Origin of the sequence: Vibrio sp. 16, assembly GCF_963681195.1 — a bacterium.
GTDB classification, from domain to species: Bacteria; Pseudomonadota; Gammaproteobacteria; order Enterobacterales; family Vibrionaceae; genus Vibrio; species Vibrio sinaloensis_D.
Genome location: NZ_OY808998.1, coordinates 815,536 through 827,782, shown reverse-complemented (window position 1 = coordinate 827,782; position 12,247 = coordinate 815,536). Strand labels below are relative to the sequence as shown.

At 47.6% G+C, this 12,247-nt stretch carries 13 protein-coding genes; 3 read left to right on the top strand and 10 right to left on the bottom strand.

Features of this window, described 5'->3' with window-relative positions:
• Window positions 1–27 precede the first annotated feature (27 nt).
• The 3 genes from U9J37_RS18075 to U9J37_RS18065 all read right to left on the bottom strand — a co-directional run bounded on the left by U9J37_RS18075 (window position 28) and on the right by U9J37_RS18065 (window position 2,452).
• Window positions 28–1,362: a dihydroorotase gene (locus tag U9J37_RS18075; protein WP_043886413.1), complete on the bottom strand. Its 1,335-nt coding sequence runs from the start codon at window positions 1,360–1,362 to the stop codon at window positions 28–30.
• A 58-nt stretch (window positions 1,363–1,420) separates the two neighbouring features.
• Window positions 1,421–1,876, bottom strand: a complete 456-nt coding sequence (locus tag U9J37_RS18070) for a Fur family transcriptional regulator (protein ID WP_005469278.1) — start codon at window positions 1,874–1,876, stop codon at window positions 1,421–1,423.
• A 138-nt stretch (window positions 1,877–2,014) separates the two neighbouring features.
• The gene (locus U9J37_RS18065) at window positions 2,015–2,452 is read right to left on the bottom strand and encodes a carboxymuconolactone decarboxylase family protein (RefSeq protein ID WP_005469224.1); all 438 of its coding nucleotides are present in this window, start codon (window positions 2,450–2,452) and stop codon (window positions 2,015–2,017) included.
• A gap of 115 nt (window positions 2,453–2,567) precedes the next feature.
• Between U9J37_RS18065 and U9J37_RS18060 the strand changes: the two genes are divergently transcribed.
• On the top strand, window positions 2,568–3,482 hold the full coding sequence (locus U9J37_RS18060) for a LysR family transcriptional regulator (RefSeq protein WP_005469050.1): 915 nt from the start codon (window positions 2,568–2,570) through the stop codon (window positions 3,480–3,482).
• Here the strand turns inward: U9J37_RS18060 and U9J37_RS18055 are convergent.
• Window positions 3,468–4,088, bottom strand: a complete 621-nt coding sequence (locus U9J37_RS18055) for a LysE family translocator (protein WP_038135482.1) — start codon at window positions 4,086–4,088, stop codon at window positions 3,468–3,470. The two genes, U9J37_RS18060 and U9J37_RS18055, sit on opposite strands and share 15 nt — an antisense overlap.
• Before the next feature lie 216 nt (window positions 4,089–4,304).
• Here U9J37_RS18055 and nfsA point away from each other — a divergent pair, with 216 nt between their 5' ends.
• Window positions 4,305–5,027, top strand: coding sequence for an oxygen-insensitive NADPH nitroreductase (gene nfsA / locus U9J37_RS18050; RefSeq protein WP_005469323.1), 723 nt, complete (start codon window positions 4,305–4,307; stop codon window positions 5,025–5,027).
• A 91-nt stretch (window positions 5,028–5,118) separates the two neighbouring features.
• Here nfsA and U9J37_RS18045 read toward each other — a convergent pair whose 3' ends face one another.
• From U9J37_RS18045 to U9J37_RS18030, 4 genes are all read right to left on the bottom strand, one after another.
• Window positions 5,119–5,463: a YajD family HNH nuclease gene (locus U9J37_RS18045; RefSeq protein ID WP_005469109.1), complete on the bottom strand. Its 345-nt coding sequence runs from the start codon at window positions 5,461–5,463 to the stop codon at window positions 5,119–5,121.
• A 152-nt stretch (window positions 5,464–5,615) separates the two neighbouring features.
• Complete coding sequence (locus U9J37_RS18040) at window positions 5,616–5,861, bottom strand: HP1242/YdcH family protein (RefSeq protein ID WP_005469192.1); 246 nt, start codon at window positions 5,859–5,861, stop codon at window positions 5,616–5,618.
• 135 nt (window positions 5,862–5,996) lie between these two features.
• Entirely contained in the window at window positions 5,997–6,494 is a 498-nt protein-coding gene (locus U9J37_RS18035) for a GNAT family N-acetyltransferase (RefSeq protein WP_005469146.1), read from the bottom strand.
• A gap of 5 nt (window positions 6,495–6,499) precedes the next feature.
• Complete coding sequence (locus U9J37_RS18030) at window positions 6,500–7,267, bottom strand: GNAT family N-acetyltransferase (RefSeq protein WP_005469157.1); 768 nt, start codon at window positions 7,265–7,267, stop codon at window positions 6,500–6,502.
• A gap of 177 nt (window positions 7,268–7,444) precedes the next feature.
• Between U9J37_RS18030 and yegD the strand changes: the two genes are divergently transcribed.
• Window positions 7,445–8,797 (top strand): molecular chaperone, encoded by a 1,353-nt coding sequence (gene yegD / locus U9J37_RS18025; protein WP_005469106.1) that lies wholly within the window; start codon window positions 7,445–7,447, stop codon window positions 8,795–8,797.
• A 105-nt stretch (window positions 8,798–8,902) separates the two neighbouring features.
• Here yegD and U9J37_RS18020 read toward each other — a convergent pair whose 3' ends face one another.
• Both U9J37_RS18020 and U9J37_RS18015 read right to left on the bottom strand, forming a co-directional pair.
• Entirely contained in the window at window positions 8,903–11,053 is a 2,151-nt protein-coding gene (locus U9J37_RS18020) for a TonB-dependent siderophore receptor (RefSeq protein ID WP_043886456.1), read from the bottom strand.
• Window positions 11,054–11,179: 126 nt separating this feature from the next.
• Window positions 11,180–12,100, bottom strand: a complete 921-nt coding sequence (locus tag U9J37_RS18015; protein ID WP_005469299.1) for an AraC family transcriptional regulator — start codon at window positions 12,098–12,100, stop codon at window positions 11,180–11,182.
• Window positions 12,101–12,247 lie beyond the last annotated feature (147 nt).

The window sequence follows — 12,247 nt, the reverse complement described above, 5'->3', positions numbered from 1 at the left end:
CTCGGGCTATTTGATTGATGGCGCGATCTATCGGTTGAAACTCAGTCGCATTGCACTGCCCGGCGCTTGGTTGATGTTTCCATCCACAAACATTGAGTGCCCATTGACCCATGTTTGCTTAATGGCAGCGTGAAACTGATGACCAGCAAAGGGGGACCACTGGCAGTGATAAAGGGTGTTCTCATCACTGACGTCGGTCGTCGTCGAACGGTCAACCAGAACGAGATCGGCATAGTACCCCTCGCGGATAAAACCACGATCTTGAATCGCATAGCGAATAGCTGGATTGTGCGCGGTTTTCTCAACCACTTGTTCCATGGTCATACGGCCATGATGAACATGATCCAACAAAGTCAGCAGCGCATGCTGAACTAAAGGTAACCCAGCAGGCGCCTGATCGTACTCCACCTGTTTTTCTTCCAGCGTGTGAGGTGCATGATCCGTCGCGATAATATCAATTTGTCCGGTCGATAGCGCGTTCAAAAGCGCAGCTCGGTCGCTGTTGTACTTGATGGCTGGGTTGCACTTAATTCGATTGCCACGCTCTGCGTAGTCGTCGGCACTAAACCACAAATGATGAACACAAGCTTCTGCGGTAATACTTTTACCCTCAACAGGGCCAGCTTCAAATAAAGCCAGCTCTTTTTCGGTGGTAATGTGGAGTACATGAAGTTGGCTTGAATACTTTTTCGCTAAGCTAACCGCGTACGACGAAGAGGCGTAACACGCTTCGTCATCGCGCAGAATAGGATGGTCATGAATGGTAAGAGGCGCATTGTCCATTAATCGTCGCGCTCTATTTTTTGCGATAACTGGACCACTTTCACAATGAGTCACAATCAGCACTGGCGACTCACGAAAAATATCTTCCAACGCTTTTGGTGACTCAACCAAAAGGTTTCCAGTGGATGCTCCCATAAAGACTTTCACACCACAGTGCGATTTGGGATCAAGGCGCTTAATTTCAGCTAAATTATCTTCTGTCGCTCCTAGGTAAAACGAATAGTTGGCATAAGCTGCTTCGGCTGCCAAGGCGAATTTGTCTTCCAACGCTTCAATCGTCGTCGTGGCAGGTGCAACGTTGGGCATTTCCATGAAACTCGTGATTCCGCCAGCAACAGCCGCACGAGACTCGGATGCAATGGTGCCTTTATGGGTTAAGCCAGGCTCTCTAAAATGAACTTGATCATCAATCATTCCGGGCAATAAATAGGCGCCGTCTGCGTCTATAATGGTATCACCTGCCTGAGCTTCAATATGCGCATCTATTTTTGCGATACGTTGATCCACAATACGAAGATCGGCTCGTTGTACACTTCCTTCATTTACTATTCGGGCATTTTTAATCAATGTCGATGTCATGATCTATTCGGCTCTCCTTGAGGTTTAGAGTTCGTGGTCGGAAAGGAGGAAAGACAAGCTACGAAGACTTTAAACACTCGTCACACACGCAGTTGATTTCAATTTGGGGCTGGATCACCGTAAATCCTTGTTGACGAGCATGGTGTTGCAACCCAGACATCAAAGAAGGATCGACGATCTGTTCGCTGATTTTGTTGCATTTTGAGCAGATGAAAAACTGGGGTGTGCCATGTTCATGCTCGCACTCAATATGAGCGCAAACAATAAACTTATTGGAAGCCTGTATCTTGTGCACAAGTTTCAGATCCTCTAGAAACTCCAGAATCCGATACACCGACATGGCTTGAATCGAATGCCCCATTTCTTGTTGGCAATAATCAACAATTTCATAAGCAGACATCGCTTGATCGGCTTTCAATAAAGCATGTAAAACGAGCTGACGTTTGGCAGTCAGCTGCTTCCCTTGCTGCTTGCATTCGGCTTTTACTCTTTCAATGAGTTCTTCGATCTGCACAGCGCTCTCCCTTCCAATTAAGGTTATGTTATATCATAACAAAACTAAAAACTCCGTAGCCTGAAAAAGAAAGACACAAAAAGCCTAACGTTTGAACGCTAGGCTGGGAGGATGGGAAAGAGTATTGATCGGCTATGGTTAGCCATGCGTCATTTGAGTCGCCACTGCAAATCGATTCCACGCGTTGATCATGATGACTTGCATCATCGCCTGAGCAAGAAGCGGTTCTCCCAATTCCGCCAGAGCCGCGTCATACACTTGCTCAGAAACGCCGTGTTGCGCGATCTGGGTCATTTCATCGGTTAAGGCAAGCACTGCACGCTCTTGCGGATTAAACAATGGGGACTCTCTCCAAGCGGCTAACGCAAATAATTTCTGCGTAGACACGCCAACGTTGTCCGCTTCAGCGACGTGCATCTCAATACAGTAAGCACATTGGTTGATCATCGATGCACGAACCTTAATCAGTTTCTTTAATGGCGTAGGTAACTCTGCCCCCTCCAAGTAACCTTCCACTTCCAACATGGCTTTGAGCGCTTTAGGTTCAACACTGGCAATATTAATTCGTGAATTCATCTTCGTTCCTTTTCATTTCTGTGAAGTCAAATTCATTGTGCATCAATCCAAATATCTGCAGAATACCAACCAAGCGCAGTTTAGTTTTGCATAAAACGCAAAGGTGAGGCATGGCATGTTTGAGTTGATTAGAGTGTTCAATCAGGTGGTCGAATCGGGGAGTTTTTCTCAAGCGGCGAATGCACTGAGCATGGCGCCTTCTTCGGTAGCACGAAACATAGACAATCTAGAGGCAAAGCTGCAAACGACTCTGTTTAAACGCAGCACCCGCCAACTGGTTCTCACTGACGAAGGGCGTTACTTTCATCATCAAGCCTTATCTCTGGTGGAAGAAGCGGATGCGTTAGTCAATCAAATGAAGCAATCACCCAGCCAGCCCCAAGGATTACTGCGTATTTCGGCATTTGAGAGCTTTGGTAATGTCTTCCTAGCGCCTTTGATCCCAAGGTTTCTCGCCCAATATCCAAAGGTTCAAATCGAGCTTGAACTCGATAACCATGTGGTCGACTTAAATAGTGACAACATCGATTTAGCCATTCGTATTGGTACGCCGAAAGACAGCCGATTAAAGGCACGAAAACTCCTCACTAACCGCACCGTGTTGGTCGCATCACCTCAGTACCTAAAAGCGAACCCAGCCATCACTGAGCCAAACGATCTGAGTGGACACAATTGTTTATTGATTAGCCAGCAGCGGCAGAAGTGTCATTGGTATTTCAGCCGAGAAAACGAGCGACACAAAGTTCAAGTCACGGGTAATTTTAGCTCAAGAGGTGGCTCGCCCATATTGCAAGGCGCACTGCATGGTAGCGGCGTGTTGCTGCTGTCAGATTGGATGGTCGCTCCCTACCTAAAGCAGGGAACCTTGACTAATATTTTGCCCGAATGGCAGGTCTCTTATGGAGAGAAACGCAGCGATGAAATCTACGCGCTGTACAAGCCATCTCACTACCCGAAACCTCACATTCGCGCATTTATCGATTTTATTGTCCAACACTTGGATTCGATTGATGGCTTAACTGGCGAGTAGCCAGACACCGACGCCCATCATTAATGTGCCAGCAATCCGGTTCATTAAACGCACGTTCTGAGATTGACCAAGAAGACGCTTTAAGCCTTTTCCGCCTGTGGCGTAAAGTGTCATGCAGATAAATTCGAACAACAATATGATCGACACCAAGACAATCAACTGAGGCGTAAGAGCCGCATTTTGGTCGATAAAAGGCGGCAACAGCGAGATCATAAATGCCCATCCTTTCGGGTTGGCGATCGCAGTAACAAACCCTTGTACGACCAAGTCCCAATCGCTTTGCGGCGCCGAGTCTTGTTGTTCAACATTAATCGCCAGTTTGCCGCGCGAGCGCCACATTTGAACACCCAAGTAGAACAGGTATCCTCCGCCAATCAACTTCAATGCGACAAACAACCAAGGGTAGTTGAGCATCACTGCGGCGATTCCGAGTACCGCCGCCACTGCCACCAGCCCCACACCGACAAGCTCTCCGGCCATCATCCATAATGTGCGTTTGTAGCCCACACTCATGCCAAGTGTCAGCGCCAATGTCATGCACATCCCCGGCGTAATCGAAACAAAAAAGAAAGTTGGAATAAACATTCCCAGCAAAGCGGTATTCATGGTTGAGTCTTTATATGGTTATTAGTTTGTTAGGCGAGATTAACACGGTTCACTGGCAAGGGAACTAGAGATTGAGCGGTTTCTCAACATGATGGTCATGGATTCACCCGCAGCAAACTACGATTGATAATGGTTTTCGATTTACGCGTTTAGCAAATACCGTTATGGTGAATTCGTAACCCTATCGAATAACAAAAACAAGGACGTCATGCCATCATGAACAGTACCATTGAAACCATTCTCAGCCATTGCTCCATTCGAAAGTTCACTCAAGATCCAATTAAAAGTGAGCAGTTACAAACCATCATTCAAGCGGGCTTAGCTGCCTCTTCTTCGAGCTTATTGCAGGTTGTGTCGATCATTCGCGTTACCGACAAAGAAAAACGCAAACAACTGGCACAATACGCGGGTAACCAAGCGTATGTTGAAAGCGCGGCAGAGTTCTTGGTGTTTTGTATTGACTATCAACGCCATACAGCGATCAGACCGGATGTGCAGGTAGATTTCACCGAGTTGACGCTTATTGGTGCGGTGGATTCAGGCATTATGGCGCAAAACTGCTTACTGGCCGCAGAATCGATGGGACTGGGCGGGGTGTATATTGGCGGTCTAAGAAACAATGCGGCGCATGTGGATGAACTACTCGGTTTACCAAGCAATACCGCAATTCTGTTTGGTATGTGCTTAGGGCACCCTGACCAAAAACCCGAGGTAAAACCGCGGCTACCAAGCGAAGTTATTTTGCACGAAAACCAATATCAAGCGCTTGATTTAGAAGCGATTAAAACCTATGACCAAACGATGCAAGACTACTATGCGAATCGCTCTAGCAATCAGAAGCAAAGTACTTGGTCACAGGAAGTCACAGGAAAATTAGCGGGCGAGTCTCGCCCTCATATTCTGCCTTACTTGCACAGCAAAGGGTTGGCAAAACGCTAGCACGAAAGGAAGTCGAAGAGGCTTGTTTGAGTCTTCTACAGCGACAATGTTGAGCACCAACCTCATAGGATTGACGTTGGTTGCTCAATCATCACTTTTTGAGCATGTTGGCTAAATCCGCAAATGGGTTGTACGTCGCTCCTTGGTGCTCATCTTCACCCGGCTTTACTTCACTGCCATAGCGTTCATGTTCTAGGTATTTACTGTGCTCATGATCGTGACAATATAGGCACAATAGCTCCCAGTTGCTGCCATCTTCTGGATTATTGGTGTGGTCATGATCTTTATGATGAACGGTGAGCTCGCGCAGATTTGAGTAAACAAACTCTCTTGCACAACTCCCACATACCCAAGGATAGAGCTTTAACGCTTTTTCTCTGTAACCCGCTTCTTGGCGCTTGTAACTTGCGCTGGTTCCGTAACGATCTGATGACATGTTTGTACCTTAAGTCGAAATCAAGGTTCGATGCTAGCACGAGCGCAAACCGGAAAACAGTGAACTGGGCGACACCTCAATTGAATGTTCACGTTTCGCTATCAACCACAAAAAAAGAGCGACGAATCGCTCTTTTTTCTTCAATCATGTCGCTACTGATGAGCTTTAAGAATACGCTGGTGAAGATTATCTTTTTGCATCGCCCTATCGTGTTTCATTTGATGCATTTCTTCATCGCTGATCGGAGAGTCTCTCAACTCTAACGTTCTTATCTCCTTATCTAGCCCGTCATACGCTTTCATGTCGGTTAAAAACACATCGTCTGTTTTCGCTAGAGCAAGGATTGTCTCCTTAAATTCTGGAAACTCACTGAGTAATGAATGATCTTCACCTAACATAGTTACCCCTTTCGTTGTGATAGCAAAATGCTGATTTCTGCCGAATAAACTGGTTACTATGTGTACTACCCTAACATCTAAGATGGCATGTATCTGAGACCAAGATCGCCTCTTTCACCATCAATGCATACTGTCTCAGTTTCGATAAAACGCATAGCGACGCACGCGTCCTTCACTGCCGCCATCAAACTCACCCAAAAACTCTCCACCACAAGATTCAATCACGCGGCGAGAAGCAAGATTCGCCACGTTGCAGGTCACGATGGCTCGGCTTTCAATCGCATTTTTTACCACCCAAGCGAGAAGAAATCTTGCTACCCCTTTCCCACGTGCGGATGGCCGTGTTTCATAGCCGATATGGCCAATAACGTTTTCGACCCAGTCATTCGTACCGGCGCGCACACGAATGGCTCCCAATACTCGACCGTGTTCAACGCAATAATATGTGGTGCTAGGGAGCCAACCCTCTGGGAGTTCGGCGCAATCTGCACTTTTTCGCGCGACAAGACTGGCTAAATACCCTTTTGGATCAGCGATTGCCCGTTGGTACATCTCAATGCCGGAATCACAACATTCGGTCGCATAATCAAGGAGCGCCGCTTCCAGTTCGACATTAGCTTCAATAGCGTCCATATCCACTACTCCACATTAAACTCGTAACCAGTTGTGCTCGTCACAAGTTGAAAACCATATTTTTCGACAATCGGTTTGCTCATATCTGACGCATCAATGGTGAGGTACTGTTTGCCACGTGATTTAGCCTCGGCGATGCGTTTGTTGAGCAAAAGCGAGTAAAACCCTTTGCCACGTTCAGATTCAATGGTGCTCCCACCCCAGATTCCCGCGAATGGGCTTTCTCCATTAAAGGTTAGCCATGCAGAAGTGACAGGTTGACCTTGGTGGTAGACCACGTAAATGGAAATCGCGTCGGGCGTTTGTTGCTTCAAGCTGAGTAGATGTTGGAATTGCCAATCGAAATTGCCGCCCCAGACTTGCTCTTGGACACGAATCGCATCGCGTATGCCTTGTTCATCGTGCACTTCGGTCAGCAGCGACTCGTCAACAGGTTTTGCGGTGATGGTGCTCAGATCAAGCACCATAAACGATTCTTGCTCGGCTTTCTCGAAACCACTATTAAGCAGTTTTTGTGCAATATCATCGGGCTTATCAGTCTGGTAGGTTTTCCACTCAAAGCATTTTCCTTGCCGCTGAAAAAACGCTTTTTCGCGATCGATGACCGCTTGCGCGTTCTCTGCCGTCAAGCAAAAATAAGCGATGTAGCTGCCATATCGCTCGGGAGAGACAAAACGGACTAGCTCCGGTGTATCTATCTTCTCTCCACCTAGGGCATTAAATTGCTGCCTTTCGTACTGGTTGTATGCCAGCATGACGTTTTCGGTATCCATACCACCTCTTACGAAACTATGGTTATTAGTTCAATACAATCAATAAATTAGAAATTCACATATTCACTTAGACTACTATAAGTTGTCCGCAATAGACATGCTTAACAAATCACCAGTGGCATTCATTTTCGCATTAAGGTAGCATTGCCGACCTTTTTTCATTGGTAGGAGGTTCGAATGTTTATTGGCTTTGACTACGGGACGGCAAATTGCTCAGTTGCAAAAATAGAGCAAGGGGAGCCAAAGCTGCTCAAGCTAGAAGGCGACAGCGTATACATTCCTTCTACCCTATCCGCACCGAGCCGCGAAGCCGTGGCTGAGTATCTGTTTAAGCACCGTGATATTAAACCCATCGACAAAGTGGGCGAGCAGGTACTTCGACGCGCGATCAACATCAATCGCGAAGAAGGCATCGAGTTTATTGCCGAAGAGGTCGCGTTTGGCCAAGCAGCGTTGGATCATTACCTACAAGATCCCAGCGAAAGCTATTACGTTAAGTCGCCAAAGTCGTTCTTAGGCGCTTCTGGACTGCGTGATGTTCAGGTCAGCTTCTTTGAAGATCTCGTTTGCGCCATGATGGATAACATCAAACGCAACGCCGAAGCAGATGCGCAGCAAGCCATTACAGAAACCGTGATCGGGCGACCTGTAAACTTCCATGGCCGCGACAGCGAAGCCGCAAACCGACAAGCCGAAAGCATCCTGCTTAAGGCAGCAACACGCGCAGGCTTCAAACATGTCGAGTTTCAATTTGAACCTGTCGCTGCGGGCCTTGAGTACGAAGCTTCGTTAAACGAGAACAAAACTGTACTGGTGGTGGATATTGGCGGCGGTACCACAGACTGCTCACTGATCGAGATGGGACCAAGCTGGCGTGGTAAAGCGGACAGAACACAAAGTTTGTTAGCGCACAGTGGCCAGCGTGTTGGGGGCAACGATCTCGATATCGCCCTTGCCTTTAAACAACTGATGACGCCATTTGGTCTTGGCAGTAAAACCACCGCAAACATCGTTATGCCAACCATCCAGTTTTGGAATCCGATTGCGATTAACAGTGTCGATGCCCAAGCGGATTTCTACTCTCGTTCAAACTTGGCGACGCTAAAACAGCTGAAGAAAGAAGCAAAAGAGCCAGAAAAACTCGCTCGTCTACTGGAAGTATTCCATGAAACACTGGGCTACCGCCTTGTGCGCCAAGCGGAAGAAGCCAAAATTGCGCTTTCCGATCACGCCCACTATCACGGTGTGATTCAACTGCTGTCTGAGCAGCTCGAGGTGGATATTCGCTTTGAGGACATGATCGAAGCGATCGAGACGCCAAAACAGAAAATGGCAGAGTTGGTCAAAGAGGCGGTAGAGCAAGGCGGCGTGAAGCCCGATGCGATCTTCATGACTGGCGGTTCTGCACGCTCACCCATCTTGCGCAGCGCTGTGCAAGAAACCCTACCAAACATCGATGTCGTTAGCGGCAACTACTTTGGCTCCGTCACGGCTGGATTAGCCCGCTGGGCAGACGTGTGTTTTAAATAGTCGACAAACCAGATTGAATCGCCCCAGTTAAATGCTGGGGCGATTTACATTGTAAACCTAGCCTAGCCACGCAAAATGAGCGGCTATGTTAAGTAAGATTGTCGGTTAAAAATTGTAGTTAACGTTGAGTTCAATAGACTGCTCGGCACCAAACCAGCAGTTGGTTTTGTCGTAACACGAGTAATACTCTTGATCAAAAAGGTTGTTGACGACAAGGTTCGCTTGCGCGCCAGACAACATTTCACTGACACCACCTAGCTCGTAGCCTAGAGACATGTCCACCACAGTGTAAGCAGGCACCTTGCCTTGTGTATTGGACGCGTCCATTTCCATTTCTCCCACATAGCGGGCGCCAGCGCCAATGCGTGCTCCCTCAAATGCGCCGCTGTAGACGTAGTAATTGGTCCAAGCCATCGCACTGTGTTTTGGCACATAAATAGGCGTCGTGCCTTCTAAGTTCGGGTCGTACGCTTTCTTGATTTCCATATCAATGTAAGCGTAAGAAGCTTGAACATCCCAATTGTCTGTCAGGAACATCTGACCTTCTAGCTCAACACCTTGCGAGGTCACTTCACCCACTTGAATTTTCGCGCGATAGCTCGGGTCAGAGGGGTCCGCGACAATCGTATCATTCTTGGTGATATGGAAGTACGAAGCGGTCAGTGACTGGGACATATCAGCAGACATATACTTCATGCCGATTTCGACCTGCTCACCAATTTGAGGTTTAAACGATTGACCGGTGACATCCGTGCCTGCCGCCGGCTCAAAGCTGGTCGCGTAACTCAAGAAGGGGGAAATGCCATTGTCGAGTTCATACAAAGCACCAACACGATACGAAAACTGCTTGTGATCAGAGCTATCTTTGCCGTCATAAGTCGGGCTGGTACTGACTTTGTCATCACTCGAGGTAAACAAATCATAGCGACCACCCGCCAATAGCACTAAGCGCCCTGTTCTGACTTGGTCTTGGAAATAAAAACCCAGTTGTTTGTAGTCAATGTCGTGAGACTCTCGATAAACTTCGTTGATTTTGCTGCGATCGAGTAGGCTATTGTCGGGATTGTAAGCATTAAAGCCATAGAACTCAGCATTCGCCGTATACTCTTTGTATAGCGAATCTCCTGTGAGATTTTGGTAGTCCGCGCCAAGTAGCAAGTTGTGCTGCCAATCGCCCGCGGTCATTTGGCCGGAGACTTGGTTATCAATCACAAAACTCTTCGAGCTTTCATCGGTCGTATAGATGTTTCTCGCCAGGCTACCTGTCACGGGATTGAAGCTGGTTCCTCTGTGATAGGTATTTTCTTGGTACAGCGATGCATCCATATAACGCGCATTTTGCAGCAGCGACCAGGTATCATTGAACTCATGGTTGATTTTGTACCCGATCATCAACACATCACGTTCAAACTTGCTCCAGTCTTCATCCCCCAGCGACGTCGATGGCGATTGGCTCTTGATCACTTCAAGTGGTGCCGATGAGTTGATCCCCATCGCCGGATCTTTCTGATAATAGAGGTTAACGTTGATAAGCGTACGATCGCTCGCTTGCCAATCTAAAGAAGGCGCAATGACATATCGCTGCTCTTGTGCGCCATCCACTTGGCTATCTTGTTTACGTGCCAAAGCAATCAAACGGTACGAGAAGTCACTCTGAGCAATTTGCCCCATTGTATCGATAGAGACTTCCATTAGGTTTCTTGAGCCCGTCGCTAAGCCCACCGATGTCTGCTGTTTTTGTTGTGGGCTCTTGGCGATAATGTTCACCATCCCGCCCGGAGGCATTGAGCCATACAGGACAGACGTTGGCCCCTTGAACACTTCGATTTGTTGAATCGCAATAGGATCAATCTGTGCCTGTAAGTTCCAACCCACGAGGAAAGGCAGCACCAAACCATCGTAATAGTTAACGTTGTTGGTATCGAAACCTCGAATAGAGAAGTTGTCATACATGGTGACCGCCGCGCCTTTTTGCTCTGTCACGACACCCGGCGCATAACGAAGCGCTTGCGATACCGATTGGACGGCGCGTTGCTCCAACAACTCACCCTCAATCACCGTAATACCTTGCGGCGTTTCCTCTGGCTCGAGTGCGGTTTTGGTCGCTGTATTGCGATAGGCCTTGCCCAGCACCGTTACCTCTTCCAATTGAGTCGATTCGGAGCTGTGGTGATCGGAGGCGATAGTGGGAAGCGAGAAGGTCGCAAGCAATGCAAGCGCTAAAGTTGAGCGCGGAAATGTCGTCGAGTTGTCCATGATGTCCTTAATACCCATGTGTTTCTTTTTCTTGAGAATAAATATCATTTGCATTTTATTGTTCAACAAAAAAGAAAGTTAACAATTTGGTGCAACATGGGAAAAAGAAGCTGGCTATTTGGTTTGTTAGACCCGGACGATCGGCACCCAATACTCCATTTCGGCGTGCGCAGCGTCCGCTTGATAGTCGTCTGGATACACCTCCAGTTCATAGCCATCAACACCACGATATCCAGACGTCGGAAGCCAATGCAAAATGAACCATTCAAGCGTTTGAGGCAGGCGATCAATGGGCCCTTTGTGCTTAACGGCAGCGTAGGTTTGTTTTGGTACATTGAGGATTGCTAGCTGCTCAGAGACCACACTAGGCAATGCAGGCATGGCGATATCTGAGCGTAATTCAATACCCGCCCAATAGAAGAGGTTACTGCCATCGAACGCCACTTTGGTCACATCAACCACACCTAGGCAGTGACCAAAAGAGAGTGACGTGCTGTTAGCTTCAGCATCGAGGCGCTGCCAAAGCTTAGGTACCACATCAGCAAAATTAGGATCAAGAGAAAACAGCCCTGTTATCTCACCACGCATGCCTTTAAGAATGAAGGCTGGTTTGGTTTCTACACGAACCTCAACAAACGACTGCTCACGCTCACCGTTGATTTGCACCTCAGAAATTTCAATTGGTTTTTTGAGCCCAGTGCGTTGCCCCGCCTTACGGTAGACGCGCGGACTGCAAGCGAAAAATTGCTTGAAGGCTCGGCTGAACGCGATCTCAGAGTTGAACCCAGTCGCTAACGCAATATCAATCACTCGCTGATCGGTATCAAGAAGCAGTTCTGCCGCCAAACTTAACTTTAACTGCCTAACGTAGTTAGCTACCGTTAAACCCGTTTCAGCTTGAAACACGCGCTGTAATTGCCATCTTGACCAGCAGCTTTGTGCGGCAATCTCGTCAAGTGAAAGTGGCGTATCAAGGTGACGATGAATAAACCCCAACACCTTGCTGATCCGATTGAAAGTCGCCGATTTTGTCTTGTCAGATACCATTGACACTTTTTCCTCAGACACCACTCAACTATTGATACATCTGCCACTATTGCAGCGATGATAACAGAATTATTCACAAAAATGATAATCATTCACAACAAAGTAAACCTAGGTTGACACCACCGGAGCCATAATGAGAAGCATTGC

Bases quoted from the DNA above. Each gene is read 5' to 3' on its own strand.
- U9J37_RS18075 (WP_043886413.1), bottom strand. From the start codon at position 1,362: ATGACATCGACATTGATTAAAAATGCCCGAATAGTAAATGAAGGAAGT.
- U9J37_RS18065 (WP_005469224.1), bottom strand. From the start codon at position 2,452: ATGAATTCACGAATTAATATTGCCAGTGTTGAACCTAAAGCGCTCAAA.
- U9J37_RS18060 (WP_005469050.1), top strand. From the start codon at position 2,568: ATGTTTGAGTTGATTAGAGTGTTCAATCAGGTGGTCGAATCGGGGAGT.
- U9J37_RS18055 (WP_038135482.1), bottom strand. From the start codon at position 4,088: ATGAATACCGCTTTGCTGGGAATGTTTATTCCAACTTTCTTTTTTGTT.
- nfsA (WP_005469323.1), top strand. From the start codon at position 4,305: ATGAACAGTACCATTGAAACCATTCTCAGCCATTGCTCCATTCGAAAG.
- U9J37_RS18045 (WP_005469109.1), bottom strand. From the start codon at position 5,463: ATGTCATCAGATCGTTACGGAACCAGCGCAAGTTACAAGCGCCAAGAA.
- U9J37_RS18040 (WP_005469192.1), bottom strand. From the start codon at position 5,861: ATGTTAGGTGAAGATCATTCATTACTCAGTGAGTTTCCAGAATTTAAG.
- U9J37_RS18035 (WP_005469146.1), bottom strand. From the start codon at position 6,494: ATGGACGCTATTGAAGCTAATGTCGAACTGGAAGCGGCGCTCCTTGAT.
- U9J37_RS18030 (WP_005469157.1), bottom strand. From the start codon at position 7,267: ATGGATACCGAAAACGTCATGCTGGCATACAACCAGTACGAAAGGCAG.
- yegD (WP_005469106.1), top strand. From the start codon at position 7,445: ATGTTTATTGGCTTTGACTACGGGACGGCAAATTGCTCAGTTGCAAAA.
- U9J37_RS18020 (WP_043886456.1), bottom strand. From the start codon at position 11,053: ATGGACAACTCGACGACATTTCCGCGCTCAACTTTAGCGCTTGCATTG.
- U9J37_RS18015 (WP_005469299.1), bottom strand. From the start codon at position 12,100: ATGGTATCTGACAAGACAAAATCGGCGACTTTCAATCGGATCAGCAAG.